Origin of the sequence: Mycolicibacterium diernhoferi, assembly GCF_019456655.1 — a bacterium.
GTDB lineage: Bacteria > Actinomycetota > Actinomycetes > Mycobacteriales > Mycobacteriaceae > Mycobacterium > Mycobacterium diernhoferi.
Window position 1 is genome coordinate 336,088 of record NZ_CP080332.1, and the last position, 20,048, is coordinate 356,135.

General features: G+C 69.3%; 17 protein-coding genes. 12 read left to right on the forward strand and 5 right to left on the reverse strand.

Going from position 1 to position 20,048, the window contains the following annotated elements:
• The first annotated feature begins 118 nt into the window (after nt 1-118).
• From K0O62_RS01605 to K0O62_RS01620, 4 genes are read left to right on the forward strand one after another with little or no spacing between them, the layout of a single operon-like run.
• A complete protein-coding gene (locus tag K0O62_RS01605; protein ID WP_073855385.1) occupies nt 119-1,693 on the forward strand; it encodes a purine-cytosine permease family protein in 1,575 nt (524 codons plus the stop codon).
• Nucleotides 1,690-2,643, forward strand: a complete 954-nt coding sequence (speB, locus tag K0O62_RS01610) for an agmatinase (protein WP_073855386.1) — start codon at nt 1,690-1,692, stop codon at nt 2,641-2,643. The genes K0O62_RS01605 and speB overlap by 4 nt, the downstream gene beginning before the upstream one ends.
• Nucleotides 2,640-4,238, forward strand: a complete 1,599-nt coding sequence (locus tag K0O62_RS01615) for a thiamine pyrophosphate-binding protein (RefSeq protein WP_073855387.1) — start codon at nt 2,640-2,642, stop codon at nt 4,236-4,238. Before speB ends, K0O62_RS01615 begins: the two co-directional genes overlap by 4 nt.
• 14 nt (nt 4,239-4,252) lie before the next feature.
• A complete protein-coding gene (locus K0O62_RS01620; protein ID WP_073855388.1) occupies nt 4,253-5,722 on the forward strand; it encodes a sodium:solute symporter family protein in 1,470 nt (489 codons plus the stop codon).
• A gap of 6 nt (nt 5,723-5,728) precedes the next feature.
• On the opposite strand, the gene K0O62_RS01625 is transcribed toward K0O62_RS01620, so the two are convergent.
• Nucleotides 5,729-6,460 (reverse strand): SDR family oxidoreductase, encoded by a 732-nt coding sequence (locus K0O62_RS01625; protein WP_073855389.1) that lies wholly within the window; start codon nt 6,458-6,460, stop codon nt 5,729-5,731.
• Between the two features lie 92 nt (nt 6,461-6,552).
• Between K0O62_RS01625 and K0O62_RS01630 the strand changes: the two genes are divergently transcribed.
• The 5 genes from K0O62_RS01630 (at nt 6,553) to K0O62_RS01650 (ending at nt 12,763) form a co-directional block, all read left to right on the forward strand.
• The gene (locus tag K0O62_RS01630; protein WP_234800015.1) at nt 6,553-7,137 is read left to right on the forward strand and encodes a TetR/AcrR family transcriptional regulator; all 585 of its coding nucleotides are present in this window, start codon (nt 6,553-6,555) and stop codon (nt 7,135-7,137) included.
• A 57-nt stretch (nt 7,138-7,194) separates the two neighbouring features.
• Nucleotides 7,195-7,590: an SRPBCC family protein gene (locus tag K0O62_RS01635; protein WP_073855390.1), complete on the forward strand. Its 396-nt coding sequence runs from the start codon at nt 7,195-7,197 to the stop codon at nt 7,588-7,590.
• 31 nt (nt 7,591-7,621) lie between these two features.
• Nucleotides 7,622-9,133: a glycosyltransferase family 39 protein gene (locus tag K0O62_RS01640; RefSeq protein ID WP_073855737.1), complete on the forward strand. Its 1,512-nt coding sequence runs from the start codon at nt 7,622-7,624 to the stop codon at nt 9,131-9,133.
• Nucleotides 9,133-11,301 carry an MMPL family transporter gene (locus K0O62_RS01645; RefSeq protein WP_073855391.1) on the forward strand — a complete coding sequence of 723 codons (2,169 nt, stop codon included), beginning with the start codon at nt 9,133-9,135 and terminating at the stop codon, nt 11,299-11,301. The genes K0O62_RS01640 and K0O62_RS01645 overlap by 1 nt, the downstream gene beginning before the upstream one ends.
• 67 nt (nt 11,302-11,368) lie before the next feature.
• On the forward strand, nt 11,369-12,763 hold the full coding sequence (locus K0O62_RS01650) for a glycosyltransferase (protein WP_073855392.1): 1,395 nt from the start codon (nt 11,369-11,371) through the stop codon (nt 12,761-12,763).
• Here the strand turns inward: K0O62_RS01650 and K0O62_RS01655 are convergent.
• The 3 genes from K0O62_RS01655 to ilvD are packed head-to-tail and all read right to left on the reverse strand — an operon-like array spanning nt 12,658 to nt 15,823.
• A complete protein-coding gene (locus tag K0O62_RS01655) occupies nt 12,658-13,479 on the reverse strand; it encodes a nitroreductase family protein (RefSeq protein WP_073855393.1) in 822 nt (273 codons plus the stop codon). The genes K0O62_RS01650 and K0O62_RS01655 overlap by 106 nt on opposite strands.
• 42 nt (nt 13,480-13,521) lie before the next feature.
• The gene (locus K0O62_RS01660) at nt 13,522-14,097 is read right to left on the reverse strand and encodes a TIGR00645 family protein (RefSeq protein ID WP_079244328.1); all 576 of its coding nucleotides are present in this window, start codon (nt 14,095-14,097) and stop codon (nt 13,522-13,524) included.
• Nucleotides 14,098-14,107: 10 nt separating this feature from the next.
• Nucleotides 14,108-15,823, reverse strand: coding sequence for a dihydroxy-acid dehydratase (ilvD, locus tag K0O62_RS01665; RefSeq protein ID WP_073855394.1), 1,716 nt, complete (start codon nt 15,821-15,823; stop codon nt 14,108-14,110).
• Nucleotides 15,824-15,904: 81 nt separating this feature from the next.
• Here ilvD and K0O62_RS01670 point away from each other — a divergent pair, with 81 nt between their 5' ends.
• The 3 genes from K0O62_RS01670 to K0O62_RS01680 all read left to right on the forward strand — a co-directional run bounded on the left by K0O62_RS01670 (nt 15,905) and on the right by K0O62_RS01680 (nt 17,931).
• Entirely contained in the window at nt 15,905-16,507 is a 603-nt protein-coding gene (locus tag K0O62_RS01670) for a DUF305 domain-containing protein (RefSeq protein WP_165636953.1), read from the forward strand.
• A complete protein-coding gene (ricR, locus tag K0O62_RS01675; RefSeq protein ID WP_073855396.1) occupies nt 16,504-16,809 on the forward strand; it encodes a copper-sensing transcriptional repressor RicR in 306 nt (101 codons plus the stop codon). Before K0O62_RS01670 ends, ricR begins: the two co-directional genes overlap by 4 nt.
• Before the next feature lie 162 nt (nt 16,810-16,971).
• Nucleotides 16,972-17,931 carry a L,D-transpeptidase gene (locus K0O62_RS01680; RefSeq protein WP_073855397.1) on the forward strand — a complete coding sequence of 320 codons (960 nt, stop codon included), beginning with the start codon at nt 16,972-16,974 and terminating at the stop codon, nt 17,929-17,931.
• Between the two features lie 70 nt (nt 17,932-18,001).
• On the opposite strand, the gene K0O62_RS01685 is transcribed toward K0O62_RS01680, so the two are convergent.
• Entirely contained in the window at nt 18,002-19,999 is a 1,998-nt protein-coding gene (locus tag K0O62_RS01685; RefSeq protein WP_165636954.1) for a M13 family metallopeptidase, read from the reverse strand.
• Nucleotides 20,000-20,048: the final 49 nt, after the last annotated feature.

Genomic DNA, 20,048 nt, shown 5'->3' on the forward strand with positions numbered 1-20,048 from the left:
CCGGTGGCAAGGCGCAGATCAAAACCCGAAACACCGCCGTAACGAACGAACTGCTTGCGGGGTGCTGCCTGCGGTTTTACCGTGAGGCCCACCACATCCCGTCCGCAGAAGGACCACCATGGCCGCCGATTCACCCGTACTCGCGACGCCGCCCAAGATCACCCAGGTCGAGACCCACGGCGTGGAACCCATCCCCGCCGAAGAGCGCACCGCGGGCCCGCTGGACCTGTTCAGGCTCGTCTTCGGCGGCGCGAACACCATCGCGACGGTGGTGCTCGGCAGCTTCCCGATCATCTTCGGGCTGTCCTTCCGCGACGCTCTGCTGGCCACCCTGCTCGGGGTGATCGTCGGCGCGGCCATCCTGGCCCCGATGGCGCTGTTCGGCCCGCGCAACGGCACCAACAACGCGGTCTCCTCCTCGGCGCACCTGGGCGTGCACGGCCGCGTCGTCGGGTCCTTCCTGTCACTGTTGACGGCCGTGGCGTTCTTCTCGATCTCGGTGTGGACCTCCGGTGACGTGCTTGTGGGCGGCGCCAACCGGGCCATCGGCCTGCCCCAGAGCGATATCGCGGTCGGCGTAGCGTACGGCATCTTCGCGCTGCTGGTGCTCACCGTCTGCATCTACGGATTCCGATTCATGTTGCTGGTCAACAAGATCGCCGTCGTCGCCGCCACCCTGCTGTTCCTACTCGGCATCCTCGCCTTCGGCGGTACCTTCGACCCCGGCTACCCGGGCATTTTCGGGCCCGACGCGGATGCCGCCACCAACGCGCTGTACTGGCCGTCGTTCGTGGGCGCCGCCCTGATCGTGATGTCGAACCCGGTGAGTTTCGGTGCGTTCCTGGGAGATTGGGCACGCTACATCCCGCGGGACACGCCGGCCTGGAAACCGATGGCGGCCGCGTTCTGCGCTCAGCTGGCCACCCTGGTGCCGTTCCTGTTCGGGCTGGTGACCGCGTCGGTGGTGGCGACCAACGCCCCGCAGTTCTTCGACGAGGGCAACTACGTCGGCGGCCTGCTGGAGGTGTCGCCCGGATGGTACTTCCTACCGGTGTGCCTGATCGCACTGATCGGCGGCATGTCCACCGGCACCACCGCGCTGTACGGCACCGGACTCGACTTCTCCAGCGTCTTCCCGCGTTTCAGCCGCGTGCAGGCCACGGTGTTCATCGGCGTGCTGGCGATCGTGTTCATCTTCATCGGCCGGTTCGCGTTCAACGTGGTGCAGAGCATCTCCACCTTCGCCGTGCTGATCGTCACCTGCACCGCGCCCTGGATGGTCGTGATGATGATCGGTTGGGTGGTGCGCCGCGGCTGGTATGACTCCGACTCGCTGCAGGTGTTCAACCGCCGCCAGCGCGGGGGGCGGTACTGGTTCAACCACGGTTGGAACTTCCGCGGTCTCGGTGCCTGGCTGGCCTCGGCCGCCCTGTCGCTGTGCTTCGTCAACCTGCCTGGCCAATTCGTCGGCCCGCTCGGCAATCTGGCCGACGGCATCGACCTGTCCATCCCGGTCGGCCTCGGCGTGGCGGCGGTGCTCTACCCGCTGCTGCTGATCGTGTTCCCGGAGCCGGCGGACGCCTTCGGTCCGGCCGGGCCGCGGTTCGTGCGGGCCGGTGCACCGGCCCAATCCCCCATCGTGTCTGAAGACACACCCGAAAACCCTGTACTACCAGAGGAAGTGACTGCGTGAGCACCCCAGTTGGACCCATCGACGCGTCGAAGACGCCGCGTTTCACCGGAGCGGCCTCCTTCGCGCGGCTACCCCGCCTCGACCAGGTGCCGCGCGCCGACGTCGCCGTGGTCGGGGTGCCGTTCGACTCGGGAGTGTCCTACCGGCCCGGTGCCCGTTTCGGCCCCACCTACGTCCGGGAGGCCTCACGGCTGCTGCGCCCGTACAACCCGGCACTGGACGTGTCCCCGTTCGAGATCGCCCAGGTGGCCGACGCCGGTGACATAGCGGTGAACCCGTTCAACATCCACGAGGCGATCGAGACGATCGAGGCCGCCGCCACCGAGCTCACCGACGACGGCACCAGCCTGTTGACCATCGGCGGCGACCACACCATCGCGCTGCCCCTGCTGCGGGCCGCCGCGGCCAAGCACGGCCCCGTCGCGCTCGTGCATTTCGACGCGCACCTGGACACCTGGGACACCTACTTCGGCGCCGAGTACACCCACGGCACACCGTTCCGCCGCGCGGTCGAGGAGGGCATCCTGGACACCGAGGCGCTCTCCCACGTCGGCACCCGCGGGCCGCTCTACGGCAAGAAGGATCTCGAGGACGACCGCCGATTCGGATTCGGCATCGTCACCTCCTCGGACGTGTACTACCAGGGGGTCCGGGAGATCGTCGACAAACTCCGGCAGCGGTTGGGCAACCGGCCGGTCTACGTCTCGGTCGACATCGACGTGCTCGACCCGGCCCACGCCCCGGGCACCGGTACCCCCGAAGCCGGCGGCATCACCAGCCGGGAACTGTTGGAGATCCTGCGCGGCTTCCGCGGGCTCAACCTGATCGGGGCCGATGTCGTCGAGGTGGCGCCGGCCTACGACCATGCCGAGATGACCGGCGTCGCGGCATCGCATGTGGCCTACGATCTGGTGTCGCTGCTCGCGATGCGACACGACTCGCCGTCGTGAGCCGCAACGGGGGGACGGTGGTCGTGGAAACCCTGACTGCGCTGGGGGTTTCGCATGTATTCGGCATACCCGGGCAGAACGCGCTGGCCCTGTTCGACGCCATCCGGCGCAGCGATCTGCGGTTCGTGAGCTCCCGGGTGGAGAACAACTCGGCGTTCGGCGCCGACGGATACGCCAGGGCCACCGGCGAAGTCGGCGTGCTGTTCCTGTCCACCGGGCCCGGGGCACTGACCGCGCTCGGCGCACTACAGGAGGCCCACGCCACCGGGGTCCCGGTGCTGGTGATCGCCAGCCAGGTGCCCCGCGCCGGCATCGGTCTGCGCCGCGGGATGCTGCACCAACTCGACGACCAGCAACGCAGCGCGACCAACGTCACCAAGTCCACCGCGGCGGCCCGCAACGCCGGGGAGATCCCCGGCCTGATCGCCGATGCGTGGGCGCTGGCGCAGTCCGCCCCCGCCGGGCCGGTGTGGGTGGAGATCCCGCAGGACGTCCTGCTGGAACCGACCGACGTCCCGCCGGTGACCTCCCTGGACCCGGTGCCGCGCCGGCGCACCCCACGTCCGGAAACCGTCAGTGCCGCCGCTGATCTGCTGAACAGCGCCGAACGCCCGGTCATCCTGGCCGGCGGGGGAGTGCGCCGGTCCGACGGCGGGCCGCAGGCCCTGGTCGCGCTCGCCGAGCGACTCGACGCCCCGGTGGTCTGCACCGTGGGCGGCAAGGGGGCCATCGGGTTCGGGCATCCGTTGTCGGCCGGCTCCTGGATCGAGGACCGTCACACCACCGAGCTTCTGGAGAACGCGGACGTGCTGGTGGCCGTGGGCACCGCGATGGGTGAGGTGACGAGCAACTACTTCACCCTCACCCCGAAGGGCCGGCTGATCCACATCGACGCCGAACGCCGGGTACTGGAGGCCAATCATCCCGCGCTGGCGGTGCACGCCGACGCCGCGGCCGCGTGCGCGGCCATCACCGCGCAGGTGCAACTCCGCTCCGGTGACGGCGCGGCCGCCGCTCGGGATCTGCGTGCTGCGGTACAAGACCGCCTCGCCGGTCAGGACGTCGCCGCCGAACTGCGACTGATGGCGGATCTGCGCGAGGCGGTACCCACTGCGGCACAGACTTTCTGGGATATGACGATCGCCGGCTACTGGGCCTGGTCGGTCTGGGATCCGCGGGACGGTGAGTTCCATTCCGCACAGGGCGCGGGCGGGCTCGGCTTCGCCTTCCCGGCAGCGCTCGCCGCGGCCGTCGGAACCGGGCAGCGGACCCTGGCCGTCACGGGGGACGGTGGCGCGATGTACTCCATCGCCGAACTGGCCGCCGCCCGCCAGCACGACGCCGAGGTGACCTGGCTGATCGTGGACGACGGAGGCTACGGCATCCTGCGCGAATACATGACCGACGCGTTCGGGGCGGCCACCGCGACCGAGCTCGCGCGGCCCGATTTCGTCGGTCTGGCAACAAGTTTCGGCATACCCGCTCGGTGCGTGTCACCCGATGACGTCGGCGCCGCCGTCGCCGAATCCTTCACCGGCCGCGGGCCGCAGGTCATCGTCCTGCCCGCACGACTGCGGATGTTCGCGGCCACCTGACAGGGGAGTCCACCATGGGGAAACCACTCGATATCGCCATCATCGTCGTCTATCTGGCCGCGATGCTGGCCTTCGGATTCTGGGGGAAGACCAGGACCAAGGACTCCGCCGACTTCCTGGTCGCCGGGCGCCGGCTCGGCCCGGCGCTCTACACCGGCACGATGGCCGCCGTGGTGCTCGGCGGGGCGTCCACAGTCGGCGGTATCGGACTGGGCTACAAGTACGGCATCTCTGGGATGTGGCTGGTGGTGGCGATCGCGGCCGGCCTGCTCGCGCTGAGCCTGTTCTTCGCCGGACGGATCCAGCGGTTACGCGTCTACACGGTGGCCCAGATGCTGCGGCTGCGCTACGGGGTGGACGCCACCTCGACGTCCGGGGTGGTGATGGCGGCCTACACGCTGATGCTGTCGGTGACCTCGACCATCGCCTACGCCACCGTGTTCAACGTCCTGTTCGGGACCAACCGCACCGTTTCGGTGATCATCGGCGGCGCCATCGTGATGCTGTACTCCTCGATCGGCGGTATGTGGTCGATCACGCTCACCGACATGGTGCAGTTCGTCCTCAAGACCATCGGGATCTTCGTCCTGCTGCTGCCCTTCGCGCTGCACCGGGCCGGCGGTTTCGCCGGCATCCGGGAACGGGCCGGGGATGCGGCATTCGACCTCGGCGCCATCGGAACCGCAACGATCATCACCTATTTCGTGGTGTACAGCTTCGGCATGCTGATCGGCCAGGACATCTGGCAGCGGGTGTTCACCGCCCGGTCGCCGGGGGTGGCCAAATGGGGCGGCGCCACCGCCGCGGTCTACTGCCTGCTCTACGGGGTCGCCGGTGCGGTGATCGGGATGGCGGCGTCGACCTTCCTGCCCGATATCGAGGCCAAGGACGACGTCTACGCCCAGATCGCCGAGACCATCCTGCCGGTCGGCATCAGCGGACTGGCGCTGGCGGCGGCGGTCGCGGCCATGATGTCCACCGCCTCGGGTGCCCTGATCGCCACCGCGACGGTGGCCCGCACCGACGTGAAACCGTTGCTGCGCAGGGTCATCGGCCACGGCGAGCCCGAGAACGGCCGGGACGGCGTGGACGATGTGCACGGTGACCGGCTCTACGTCGTGGTGCTGGGCGTACTGGTCATCGTGATCGCGGCGCTGCTCAACGATGTCGTCGCCGCGCTCACCATCGCCTACGACATCCTGGTCGGCGGGCTGCTGGTGGCCATCCTGGGCGGGTTCGTCTGGAAACGCGCCACCGGCGCCGGGGCGCTCTGGTCGATGGCGGTCGGCACCGTCGTCACACTGGGCACCATGGCCGTGGTGGGCGATGTGCTCGCCAACGAGCCGATCTACTACGGTCTGGCCGCCAGTCTGATCGTGTACGTGGTCGCCAGCCTGCTGACCCCGCCCACACCCGCGAACGTGCTGCAGGTGTGGAACGACCGGCTGGCCGGACGCGACCAGCCGAGCCCGGTCAGCGCCTAGGGACGGTCACGGCTCGAAGCCGCTCAAGGCCTCTGCCGCAGCGGCATTGAGCTCCTCGGCGCCGGCCCCCAGTAGCGACTTGATCAACCGGGTCTGCTCGTCGGCAAGCACCTCGAAGGCGCCGGTGGCCACCCCGTCGTAGGCCTGCGCGACGACATCGTCGGGGCTGACCTTGGGAAAATCCCAGCGCGCCGACATCGCCGTATCGATCATCCCGACCAGCAGCCCGGTCACCGCGGTGTGTTGGCCGGCCAACTCGGTGCGCAGGGCGTTGGTCGCCGACCAGGCAGCCGCCTTGGAGGCCGCGTAGGCCGTCGGCAGCGGCAGCCACGCCGACAGCGACAGCACGTTGAGGATGGCGCCACCGCCATTGGCCGCCAGCACCGGCGCGAAGGCGCGAGCTACCCGCAGCGTGCCGTGGTAGTTGGTCTCGAAGACCCGCTTGGTGATCTCCTCGTCCTGGGTGAGCATCGACCGGTCGTCGGCCGGGGCGATCGCGGCGTTGTTGACCAACAGGTCGACGTCGGAGGCGGTCTCGGCCGCGGCAGCGACCGAGACCAGGTCCGTCAGGTCCAGGGCCAGCGGCACGATGCGCCGATCCTCCCAGGGATGCGGCCGCCGCGCGGTGGCGTACACGCGCGCCGCTCCGCGATCGAGGGCCTGGCGTACGAACTCTGTGCCGAGCCCCCCGTTGGCGCCGGTCACCAGTACTGTCCTGCCGTCCAACCGTTCTGTCATGGCATGTCCTCGCTGCACCTAGACTAACTGGGGAGCTTCCCCATCTACATATCTGGGGAATGTCCCCAGATATTCCCTCGGAGGTGGACCCCGTGAAGCAGGCCGGCAACAGGCCGATGCGTGCCGACGCGCGGCGCAACCGCGCGGCGATCCTGCGGGCCGCCCGCGCGGCGTTCGAGGCCGACGGGATCTTTGCCCCGCTCGACGGGATCGCGACCGCGGCCGAAGTGGGCAACGCGACGCTCTACCGCAACTTCCCGACCCGGGAGGATCTGCTCTCCGCCGTCATCGAGGACAGCGTGCGCGACCTGCTCGAGCAGTCGCAGACCTACGCGCGTGAACTCACCGCACCGGAGGCGTTGCGGGAGTGGCTCTTTCGGGTCACCTGGGGGCTGCGGATCTGGCACGACCTGCCGACCTGCATCGCCACCGCGCACGCGCACGAGAACCCCGAATCGCCGGTGCAGACCGTGCTGACCCGGCTGATCGAGCGTACCGAGCACTTCCTGGCACCGGTTCGGGCGGGAGGTGCGGCCGAGGTGGGAGCGGAGGAAGTCTTCCAACTCGTCACGGCGATGTCCTGGGCAGTGGACCGCTATGGCGACGACCCACCCCGCGCCCGGGCGCGGGTCCGGTTGGCGACCGCGGGTGTCTTCCTCCCGGCGCACGCCCGGTAGGACGGTTGGGTCCCGGCGCGCCGGTTCATACCGGCCCGCTCCGGGTATCCCGCGCCGATGTGGAAGGTGCACCGGGACATCGACGCGGACCCGGAGACGGTGTGGCAGATCCTCACTGATCTGGACGCGTGGCCGCGCTGGGGTCCGACCGTGTCCCGGGCCCAACTCGACGGCACCGCGATCCTGCTGGGCGCGACCGGGCGGGTCTGGACGCCGGTCGCGGTGCCGCTGCCGTTCGTGATCACCGAGCTCGATCCCGGCCGGACCTGGGGCTGGGATGTCGCCGGGATACCGGCCACCCGGCACGGGGTGGCGCCCCGCGGGAACGGCTGCCGGGTGTGGATGAGTGCCCCGGTGTGGGCGCCGGCGTACCTGCCGATACTCGCGGTGGCGCTGCGGCGCATCGAATCGATGGCCCGTGCCGCCGCGAATGCCGGACCTGGCCGTCCCTGACCGGCCCCCGGCTCGCCCGGGGTCGGCGGACGTGCGCGGTCGGGCCGACGCGCTGCTGTCGGGCACCCTCGCCTTCGTCATCAGTGTCCTCGGCGCGGGCCGCCCGTCGCTCTGGGTCGACGAGGCCGCCACGGTGTCGGCAACCGACCGTCCGCTCGCGGAGCTGTGGAGGCTGCTGCACAGCGTCGATGCCGTGCACGGGTTGTACTACCTGTTGCTGCATGGCTGGTCGGCGCTGACGCCGCCCGGGGAACTGTGGCTGCGGCTGCCCAGCGCGGTGCTGGTGGGGGTGGCGGCGGCCGGGGTGGTCGTCCTGGGACGGCAGCTGTCGACGCGGTCGGTGAGCCTCGCCGCGGCGGTGGTGTTCGCGCTGTTGCCGCGCACCACCTGGGCGGGCATCGAGGCCCGGCCGTATGCGCTGACCATGGCCTGTGCCGTGTGGTTGACGGTGCTGCTGATCGTCGCCGTCCGGCGCGGGTCCGTCGGACTGTGGGCCGCATACGGATTGGGGCTCATCGCATCGGTCGGCGTGAACGTGATGGTGCTGCTGATCCTGGTGCCGCACGCCGTCGTGGTGATCGGTGCGGCGCCGACCCGCCGGGCCCGGACGGCGTGGATGGCGACCGTCGCGGCGGCGGCGCCCGCCGTGGTGGCGCTGGTGGTGGTGCTCACCAGCCAGCAGGGGCAGGTCAGCTGGATCTGGCCGGTCGGCCCGGCGACCGCCGGGCAGATCTTCGCCGAGCAGTACTTCCCGTCGGTGTACTCGGACAGCGTGCGCGCCGTCGGGCCCGGCCGGCAGCAGTTCACCGCCGAGCAACTGGCGGTGGCCATGCGGGCATGGATGCGCGTTGTGCCGCTGATCAGCCTGGTCATCGTGCTGGCGGTGGTCGCCGGGTGGAAGCGGCATCGCGGGACCGCGGTAATCCCCACCGGTGCACGACTGTTGGTTGCGGTGTCGGCGACCTGGATCCTGGCACCGACCGTGCTGCTGGTCGGGTTCTCGGCGTTCGTCCGGCCGCTCTACCAACCGCACTACCTCGCGTTCAGTACGCCCGCGCTGGCCCTGCTGATCGGTCTCGGTGTCGTGGTGGTGGGGCGCGACCACCGCCGGATCGGCGTCATCCTGGCACTGCTGGCCGTGGCGGCGGCACCGAACTACCTCGCCCAGCGAGGCCCGTACGCCAAGTACGGGTCCGATTACAGCCAGGTCGCCGGGGTACTCGCCGCGCACTCCGCCCCCGGGGAGTGTCTGTCCGTCGTCGGTGCGGACAGCGGGTCGACGGCCGACGGCCTGGCGGGCGCCCGCCTGATCCACCGCGACCGGCTGGTCGACATCGGAACGGATGAATCGGCCCGGCAACGGGATTCGCTGTTCGGTTCCCGGCTTCCAGACCACGAGCGACCGATCGGCGACTGTGCGGTGGTGTGGGTCGTCACCGTCACCGCCACCGCCGACGGCCGACCGGCAACGCCCGGATTCCGGGTGCAGCAGCAATGGCAGGTCAACCAGAGCACGGTGGCCAAGGAGGTCCGCGTCCGATGATGCTGGACAGGATCGCGGGCTGGGCGCTACGGGCGCCCAAACGGGTGGCCGGCATCGCCGCACTCGTGGCGGTGGCCGCGGCGATCGTCGGGGTGCCCGTCGCCGCGCATCTGACCGCCGGGGGATTTCAGGACCCGGCCGCCGAATCGGCGCGGGCCAACCGGACCCTGACCGAGGTCTTCGGCAAGAGCGAGGTCCAGCTGGTGCTGGTGGTGGGCCGCGCCGACGGGCGGACCACCGCGCCCGTGGAAGCCGCCGGGCGCCAGATGGTGGGCCTGCTTGAGCGCAGCCCCGAAGTCATCGGCGTGATCTCGCCGTGGACATCACCGCCGCAGATCGCCCGGGCGCTCGACGGGCCGGACGGGTCCGGTCTGGTCATCGCCGACCTGCGTGGCGGGGAGAGCCGAGCGCCCGGATACGGCAAGGAACTCGTCGCGGCCATCGACACCGAGATCCTTCCGCAGTTCCCCGGGGTGCGAGTGCAGGCGGGCGGATCGGCGATGGTCTTCGCGCAGATCACCGACCAGACGTTGCGTGACGTGCTGATCATGGAGTCCATCGCGGTGCCGCTCAGCCTGCTGGTCCTGGTGTGGGTGTTCGGCGGGCTGCTGGCCTCCACCCTGCCCTTGATCGTCGCGGCCGCCGCCATCGCCGGGACACTGGCGGTGCTGCGCGGCATCACGCTGTGGACCGATGTGTCGATCTTCGCGTTGAGTCTCGCGACAGCACTGGGATTCGCGCTCGCCGTCGACTACACGCTGCTGATCCTGAGCCGGTACCGCGACGAACGTGCCGACGGCGTCGACCGCGATCAGGCGGTCCGTGCCACGATGCGCACGGCGGGCCGCACCATCGTGTTCTCGGCGTTCATCGTCACCCTGTCGATGGCCACCATGGTGCTGTTTCCCATCCCGTTCCTGCGGTCGTTCGCCTACGCGGGGGTGGCGACGGTGTCGCTGTGTGCGCTGACGGCACTGATCCTCACACCGGCGGGCATCATCCTGTTCGGCGAGCGCCTGGCGATCCGACCCGGTCGGAATGGCAAACCCGAAGTGCAACAGGGATTCTGGTATCGAAGTACCGCGTTCGTCATCCGCCACGCGCTGGTCCTCGGGCTGGGCGGATTCGCGGTCCTGGTACTGGTGGGCGCGCCCTTCCTGGACGCCCGGTGGGGTAACCCCGACGACCGGGCCCTGCCCCGCTCGGCGTCGGCCCACCAGGTCGGCGACATCCTGCGCGCGCAGTTCCCGGGCCGCTCCGGGACCGAGAGCATCGTGGTGGTACCCGACGCGCAGGGCCTCACTCCGGCGGACTGGAATCGATACTCCGCGGCGGCGTCCCGGGTCGGCGGTGTGCTGGGGGTGTCCGGTCCGACCGGGACATTCGCCCAGGGCCGCATGATCGGGCCACCGGCCGGCGGCACCGAGACCCGTTCCGGCAGCGCCTACCTGACCGTCACCGGTGCGGCGGCCCTCTTCTCGGAAGCGTCCGAGACCCAGCTGCAGAGTCTGCGGGCACTGCCCGGGCCGGGCGGGCGTGCGGTGGACATCACCGGCGCCGCCGCGGTGAACAGCGACGGTGTGCAGGCGATCGGCGCCCGGTTGCCGGTGGTGCTCGGCCTCATGGCGGTGGTCATCTTCGTGGTGCTGTTCGCCCTGACCGGCAGTGTCGTGTTGCCGCTGAAGGCGTTGGTGCTCAACACCCTGTCGCTGTCCGCGGCGTTCGGCGCGCTGGTGTGGATCTTCCAGGACGGCCATCTCGGGGCGTTCGGGACCACACCGACCGGCACCCTGGTGGCCACCATCCCGGTGCTGTTGTTCTGTATCGCCTTCGGGCTGTCGATGGACTACGAGGTGTTCCTGCTGGCCCGCATCCGGGAGTTCTGGCTGGAGCAACGCGATCAGGACCGCAGCATCACCTTGGGGCTCGCGCACACCGGGCGGGTGGTCACCGCGGCGGCGTTGATCATGTCCATCTCCTTCGCCGGACTGATCGCCGCGCAGGTGTCCTTCATGCGGATGTTCGGCGTCGGACTCGTCCTGGCCGTGCTGGTCGACGCCACTCTGGTGCGCATGGTGATGCTGCCCGCATTCATGCACCTGCTGGGGCGGTGGAACTGGTGGGCGCCGCAGTTCCTGCGACGACCGGAGAAATCTCTGCGTCCCTGAACCCATCCGGCCCGCAGCCGGTTCCGAATCCCCTCATACATCGACGACGCAGGAGGAGGGCTACGCCGTGGCGGTGATCCTGGCCTACACATCACCGGCCCTGGGGCACCTGTACCCGTTCTGCGCACTGCTGCGGGAGCTGGCGGGCCGCGGGCATCAGGTGCATGTCCGCACCCTGGCCGACGGCGTGCAACTCTGCCGCGACCTCGGCTTCGAGGCCGGCGCGGTGGACGCCCGGATCGAGTCGCTGCACAACGAAGACAGCGTCGGCGGCGTGCTCCGGGCGGCGGGTGAGACCGTCCGGGCGCTGGCCGCATGTGCCGCGGTCGAGGTCGGCGACATCGAGCGGGCGGTGCGTCAGGTTGGTCCCGACCTGGTCATCGTGGATTCCAACTGCTGGGGAGCGATCTCCTTCGCCGAGGCGGAAAACCTTGCCTTCGTGGTGTTCTCGGCATTCACCCCGTATCTGCGGTCACCGGGCTCCCCGCCGTTCGGCCCCGGCGCCCGGCCGTGGCCCGGACCGCTGGGGCGCGTCCGGGACTGGGGCGTCGGGCTGGTCACCGGTGCGGTCTTCGACCGTCCGTTCCGGCGCGGTATGCGAGCGGTGCGGGCCGGTCTCGGACTGCCGGACGTGCGGTCGGCCGACGACCTGCTGCGGCGGGCCCCGGCCGTGCTGGTCGCCACCGGTAAACCGTTCGAATACCCGCACACCGACTGGGGTCCGTCGGTCGCGATGATCGGCCCGGCCCCGTTCGACCCGCGGCCCGCGCAGATTCCGGCCTGGCTGCACGACATCGAGGATCCGGTCGTGCTGGTGACCACCTCCTCGGTGCCGCAGGCCGATGACCGACTGATCCGCACCGCGGTCGAAGCGCTGGCGGGGCAGGGCCTGCATCTGGTGGCGACGTCGCCGGCGCGGACCGTGCCGGCCGCCGGCCACGGCCCGGGGGTGACGCTGACCGAATTCGTACCGCATTCGCTGGTGCTCGAACGCGCGGTCTGCGTCGTCACCCACGGTGGGATGGGCGTCACCCAGAAGGCGTTGAGCCGGGGCATCCCGGTGTGTGCCGTGCCGTTCGGCCGCGATCAGTTCGAGGTGGCGCGGCGGGTGGAGATGGCCCGCTGCGGGGTTCGTCTGCCCGCCAAACAGTTGTCGCCGACGACATTGCGGGCCGCGGTCGCCGACGCCATGTCCATGGTCGACGGGGCCGCGACCGTCGCCCGCGGGTTTGCGGCGACCGGGGGTGTGCGGCGGGGCGCAGACATCGTGGAAAGCATGCTGGGGCAGCGTGGTTCAGGGGAACGTGTAGCCGCCGCCGGGGAACCGGGCTGCCCCGGTCCAGATCGCGGATCGGATCAGCCGAGATCGAACGTCGTCGTCTCGGCGACCGACCGGCGTTGCCCGGGCGGCAGCGGGGCGCCGACCGTGGACGGGCCGATCCGCACCAACACCTGCGGATAGGCCTCCCCGTCGAAAACCTCACACGCCAGCGCCAACCGGTTGCGCGCGTCACGCAGCGGCTCGGTCAGGGGACAGGTGGCAAGGCCCAGCGCGGCCGCCGACAAGGTCAGACCGCTGAGCGCCTCGCCGGCCCGCAGCCGGGTCAGGTCGGTGTCGGTATCGGTCGCCAGTACGAGCATGACGGCGTCGTCCCCCGGATGCCCGGAGGGGCTGTCCCCGTAACCGAGCCCGAATTCGGTGTCACCGGCCCGCGCCCACCGGCCGGCCGGCACCACGGCGAGCTGCACACCGAGCCGCTGCGCCCGGATCACGAACAGCTCGATGGTTCCCGCCGGCAGCGCGCCGCGGTACGGCCGCCGGTCGGCCCGGCGCCGGGAGATCGCGCCGGCCAGCTCCACGCTGCCCGCCCCGGGCGGATGCTTCTCCAGCTCGAACGCCGCCAGCACGCCGTCGTCCGGGAAACGGACGATGCGGCTCGACCACCCGGCCGCCGCGAAGGCGACCGCGCAGTGGTGCAGGACCGCCCCGCAGCTCAGCAGTACGTCGCGCCGGTCGGAGTCGGTGTCACCGCGGCTGCGGGTCCAGTCGGCGAACAGTTGCACACCGCGATCGTCGACCAACCACCGCCACGGCTGGATGTTGCCCGCCGACGGTGCGCGCGCAGCGAGGTCCAGCACGCTCTCCAGCTCGGCGGCGTCGGGGAACGCGGTGGGCATGTCTCGCACCTCCTGTGCTGCTGGTGACGGTCTTCCGCAGAGCTAGTGTGCGTCAGCGTGATTGATCGCGGCCACCTTCGCCGAGATCCAGTCCACATAGGCCAGCCCGATGGCCGACGCGATGAACGCCATATGGATGATGGTCTGCCACTTCAGCGTTTCGGGCTCGAGATTGTCGGCATTGATGAACGACTTGAGCAGGTGGATCGACGAGATGCCGATGATCGACATCGCCAACTTGACCTTCAGCACGTTCGGGTTGACGTGGCTGAGCCATTCCGGCTTGTCCGGGTGGCTGTCCATCCGGATCCGCGATACGAAGGTCTCGTAACCGCCGATGATCACCATGATCAGCAGGTTCGCGATCATCACCACGTCGACGAGGCCGAGCACGATGAGCATCACCGCGGCCTCGTTCAGGTGGTTGAAATCCTTGACGAGATGGATCAGTTCCTTCCAGAACACGATCACGTACACCACCTGGGCGACGATGAGCCCCAGGTACAGCGGAGCCTGCAGCCAGCGGCTGATGAAGATCGCCGAGCCGATGAAGCCGGTGAAGGACTGGAATGGCGGCTGAGCCGGTGGGGCCGCGGCGTTGTTTTCGGTTGTGGTCATCTTCCGCGTCTCAGCTGCACACCGCGCCGACAGCGGCCGACCCCACCAGCTTGGTGTACTTGGCCAGCACACCGGTCTTGTAGACCGGGGGCAGCGGCTCGAAACCCGCCTTGCGGGATTCGAATTCGGCCTCGTCCACCAACAGGTCCAGTGTCCCGTTGGCGACGTCGAGGCGAATCCGGTCGCCGTCGCGGACGAACGCGATCGGGCCGCCGTCCACCGCCTCGGGGGCGATGTGCCCGACGCACAGGCCGGTGGTGCCGCCGGAGAACCGGCCGTCGGTCATCAACAGCACGTCCTTGCCCAGCCCGGCGCCCTTGATGGCGCCGGTGATGGCCAGCATCTCGCGCATGCCCGGGCCGCCCTTGGGGCCCTCGTAGCGGATGACGACGACGTCGCCGTGGGTGATGGTGCCGTCCTCCAGCGCATCCAGCGCCGCCCGCTCACGCTCGAAAACCCGTGCGGTGCCCTCGAAGACATCCGAGTCGAAGCCGGCGGACTTGACCACCGCACCCTCCGGGGCGAGCGAACCGTGCAGGATGGTGATCCCGCCGGTCGGGTGGATCGGGTTGTTCATCGCCCGCAGCACCTTGCCGTCCGGGTCCGGCGGCTCGATGTGGGCCAGGTTCTCGGCCATCGTCTCACCGGTGACGGTCAGGCAATCGCCGTGCAGCAGACCGGCATCCAGCAGCGCACGCATGACCACCGGCACGCCACCGATCTCGTCGACATGCTTCATGACGTAGGCGCCGAACGGCTTCACATCGGCGAGGTGGGGGACCTTCTTGCCGACCCGGGTGAAATCGGCCAGCGTCAGCTCCACGCCGGCCTCCCAGGCGATGGCCAGCAGGTGCAGCACCGCGTTGGTGGAGCCACCGAACGCCATCACCACCGCGATGGCGTTCTCGAAGGCCTCCTTGGTCAGGATGTCGCGGGCGGTGATCCCGCGGCGCAGCATCTCGACCACGGCCGCACCGGAGCGACGGGCGTACTCATCGCGGCGCTTGTCGATCGCGACCGGAGACGCGCTGCCCGGCAACGACATCCCCAACGCCTCGGCCGCCGAGGCCATGGTGTTGGCGGTGTACATGCCGCCGCAGGCGCCCTCGCCGGGGCAGATGGCCCGTTCGATGATGTCGACATCCTCGCGGGACATCAACCCGCGGGCGCACGCGCCGACCGCCTCGAAGGCGTCGATGATGGTGACTTCCTTCTCGGTCCCGTCGGTGAGCTTGGCGGTGCCCGGCATGATCGAGCCGTTGTAGAGGAAGACGCTTGCCAGGTTCAGCCGCGCGGCGGCCATCAGCATGCCCGGGATGGACTTGTCGCAGCCGGCCAGCAGGACCGACCCGTCCATGCGCTCGGCCTGCATGACGGTCTCCACGCTGTCGGCGATGACCTCACGGGAGACCAGGGAGAAGTGCATACCCTCGTGTCCCATCGAGATGCCGTCGGACACCGAGATGGTGCCGAACTCCAGCGGGTAACCCCCGGCCTCGTGCACGCCGGCCTTGACGGCCTGAGCCAGGCGCTGCAGCGACATGTTGCAGGGGGTGATCTCGTTCCAGGACGAGCCGACACCGATCTGCGGTTTGGCCCAGTCGTCATCGCCCATTCCGACCGCGCGCAGCATGCCGCGGGCCGCGGTCTTCTCCAGGCCGTCGGTGACGTCGCGACTGCGGGGTTTGATGTCCACCCCGGGGCGAGTTTCAGATGGTGAGGGCATGTGAGAAGTATGCCTCCCGGGCCTGGTCCCGACCCAAACCATTCCTGGATACCCCCTTGGGGTACCGGTAACGTGTGGGGCATGACTCGGACCGGACAGATGGCCCTGATCGCCGTTGTGGCGGTGGCCGCACTGATCGCGGGGTGCGGTGGCCGGGACGGCGGGCCGGCTTCCACCTCGGCCGGGGAATCCGGCGCATCGGCCGCGGCCGACCTCCCGCCGGGGGTCAACGCCACCGACCGTGCCTTCGCCTACGGGTTGCTCGCGCAGCGTCCCCAGGTCGACCACCTGGTCGAACTGGCCCGCACCAACTCCGGCAACCCGGCGGTGGTCGCGGCGGCCGAGGCGCTGGCCCGCAGCGAGCGGCAGCAGAGTGACACCGTGAACGCGCTACTGGTGCAGTGGAGCGATGGTGAGGAGGGCGGGCAGGGCCCGCCTCCGGAGGGCCCGACGTTGTTCGACCGCGGCGCCGTCGAGCGTCTCGGGTCGCTGACCGGCCCGGAGTTCGACACACTGTGGCTGCAGGCCATGCTCAACCACCACCAGGCGGTGATGATCATGGCCTCCTCCGAGATCAAGGATGGCGAGGACGTCAACGCCAAGACCCTGGCCCGGGCGGTCCTGGAGACCCGGCAGGCCGAGGTGGAGCAGATGCAGCAGTTGTTGGGAGGCGGACAGCGATGAGTGACGACACGCACGCGGCCGAGCACGGCTATTCGCCGCAGAAGGAGAACTACGCCAAACGCCTGCGGCGCATCGAGGGGCAGGTCCGCGGGATCGCCAAGATGATCGATGACGACAAGTACTGCATCGACATCCTGACCCAGATCAGCGCGGTGAACAGTGCTCTGCAGTCCGTCGCGCTGGGCCTGCTCGACGAGCACCTGGGCCATTGCGTCACCCAGGCCGTCGCCGAGGGCGGTGACCGGGCGGACGCCAAACTCGCCGAGGCCTCGGCCGCCATCGCCCGGCTGGTGCGGTCCTGAGAGTTGTCACAGGTGTAACGATTGCCACCCTCGTGGCGATCAAACACCCAGGTCAGTGACGCAGGTCGGACGGTCGCGAGGGGTCCTTCCGGCCTCGTCACGGGTTAGCTGGTGACAGCCCTGTGACACACTGGTCAGCAGATATGCCAGTGGAGGTGACATATGTCGCAGCGGACGAGGAACAGACTCGCCAGCGCGATCATGGCGGCCGGATTGGTCGTCGGATTCGGATTCGGCAGCCCGGCTGCCCAGGCAGAACCGCCGGTGCCGCCACCGGCGCCGGCGAACCCGCTCGGATCATCCTCGGAGACCGAACGTGATCCGTTCGCCCCGGTCGGTGGTTACGGCGCCCAACCGCTACCGATCCCCGAGGGGACCCCGGCCGGGCAGAACCCCAACCCGTTCATCGGGTTGCCGCCGTTCGTCCCGCCCACCTTCAACCCGGTGAACGGTTCGATCGCGGGGGCCGCCAAGCCGATCTACATCAACTTCGCCCGGCCCATCGCCAACCGGCAGATGGCGCAGGACGCGGTGCACATCACGTCGAACCCGCCGGTCCCCGGCCGGTTCTACTGGGTCACCGACACCCAGCTGCGCTGGCGGCCCCAGGACTTCTGGCCGGCCGGCACGGTGGTGAACATCGACGCCGCGGGCACCAAGTCGAGCTTCACCGTGCCCGAGCAGTTGGTCGCGACGATCGACGATGCCACCAAGACGATGACGGTGGTGCGTGACGGCGAAGTCGAGAAGGAATTCCCGGTCTCGATGGGCAAAGCCGGCAACGACACCAAGAACGGCACCTACTACGTGCTGGAGAAGTTCGCCGACATGGTGATGGACTCGTCGACCTACGGTGTCCCGGTGGAGTCGGAGGACGGGTACAAGACGCAGGTGAAGGATGCCGTCCGCATCGACAACAGTGGCATCTTCGTGCACGGTGCGCCCTGGTCGGTCGGTGCGCAGGGTAGTTCGAATGTCAGCCACGGCTGCATCAACCTCGCACCCGCGGACGCGAAGTGGTTCTTCGACAACTTCGGCAGCGGCGACGCGGTCGTCATCAAGAACACCGACGGTGGCTGGTACGACCAGCCCGACGGTGCGTCGGACTGGCAGATGTTCTAGTTCCCAACAACGATTTCGGCGCGCTCACCTTCGCTTAGCGAACGTGAGCGCGCCGAAATCGTTTACGGGTCTAGTTCCAGATGCGCACGCGCTGCGCCGGTTCCAGGTACAGCGCGTCGTCGTCATCGACCTCGAACGCCTCGTAGAACGCGTCCAGGTTACGGATGACGCCGTTGCAGCGGAACTCCGGCGGCGAGTGCGGGTCGGTGGCGAGGCGCCGGATCGCCTCGGCGTCACGGGATTTGGTGCGCCACACCTGAGCCCAGCCGAACAGCACCCGCTGCACACCGGTCAGACCGTCGATGACGGGTGCTTCTTTTCCGTTCAGGGAGAGTTCGTAGGCCAGCAGGGCGATGGACAGCCCGCCGAGGTCGCCGATGTTCTCCCCGACGGTGAACGCCCCGTTCACGTGGTGCGAGGAGTCCAGATTGCGCGGGGTGAAGGACTCGTACTGCTCGATCAAGGCCGCGGTGCGATGGCCGAACTCGGTGCGGTCGGCATCGGTCCACCAGTTCACCAGGTTTCCGTCGCCGTCGTACTTGGCGCCCTGATCGTCGAATCCGTGCCCGATCTCGTGCCCGATCACCGCCCCGATGCCCCCGTAGTTGGCGGCGTCGTCGGCGCCGGCATCGAAGAACGGCGGCTGCAGAATGGCGGCCGGGAAGACGATCTCGTTCATGCCCGGGTTGTAGTAGGCGTTGACGGTCTGCGGGGTCATGAACCATTCGTCATGGTCCACCGGCCCGCCGAGCTTGGCCAGATCGCGGTCGTACTCCAGCGCGTACCCACGCTGGTAGTTGCCGTACAGGTCGGTGCGGTCGATGGTCAGCGCCGAGTAGTCGCGCCAGCGGGCCGGATAGCCGATCTTGGGGGTGAACTTGTCCAGCTTCTCCAGTGCGCGCTCGCGGGTTTCCGGCGTCATCCACGGCAGGTTGGTGATGCTGACGCGATAGGCCTTTCGCAGATTGGCCACCAGCTCGTCCATCCGGGACTTGGCCTCCGGCGGGAAATGGCGCTCCACATAGAGCTTTCCGACCGCATCACCCATCAGGCTCTCGACCAGTCCGACGCCGCGCTTCCAGCGGTCGCGGATCGCCTCGGTGCCGCTGAGCGTCTTTCCGTAGAACGCGAAGTTCTCGGCGATCAGGTCGTCGGTGAGCAGCGAGGCGCGTGAACTGATGACGCGCCAGCTCAGCCACTGCTTCCAGTCCTCCAGCGGCTCGGAGGCCCACAGCGCGGCGAACGCGGTCAGATAGTCGGGCTGGCGCACCACGACCTCGTCCGGTGCGGCCCCGAGTGCGCCCACCCAACCCGACCAGTCGAATCCTGGTGCCTCGGTGGCCAACTCGGTGAAGGCGCGCAGGTTGTAGGTGAGGTCGGCGTCGCGGCGCTTCACCACATCCCAGTGCGCGGCCGCCAGCTTGGTCTCCAGCGCCACGATGCGCTCGGCTGTCGCGGTGTGGTCACCTTCGCCCCCGTATACCAGGCCCAGCATCCGCGCGATGTGGCCCGGATAGGCCGCCAGGATCTCGGCGTGCGAGGCCTCGCGGTAGTAGGACTCGTCGGGCAGGCCGAGCCCGGACTGCGACATGTGCAGCAGGTAGCGGGTGGAGTCCTTGGAGTCGGTGTCGACGTACACCCCGGTGCCGCCGCCGATCCCGGTGCGCTGCAGCCGGCCCAGCACGACGGCCAGGGCCTCGCGGTCGGGCGCCTCGGCGATGGTGGCCAGTTCGGCCAGCAGCGGCGCCACCCCCACGCGGGCGACGGTGTCGGTGTCCATGAAGCTGGCGTACAGGTCTCCGATGCGGGCCGCATCAGTTGAGCCTGAGCTGCGCTGTTCATCGGTGCCGGCCGGGGCGTTCTTCGCGGCGGCCTCGGTGATGATGTCGCGGACCTGTTCCTCGGCACGGTCGGCCAGGGTGCGGAACGCACCGTCGGTGGCCCGGTCGGCCGGGATCTCGTATTCGTCCAGCCAGCGGCCGTTGACGTGGCCGAACAGATCGTCCTGGGGACGCACCGAGGAGTCCACGTAGCTCAGGTCGATGCCGGATCGGATGTCTTCACTCAAAGAGATATCTGACGTCACTCTCACATCCTGCCAGAGGCTCGCGGTGCGG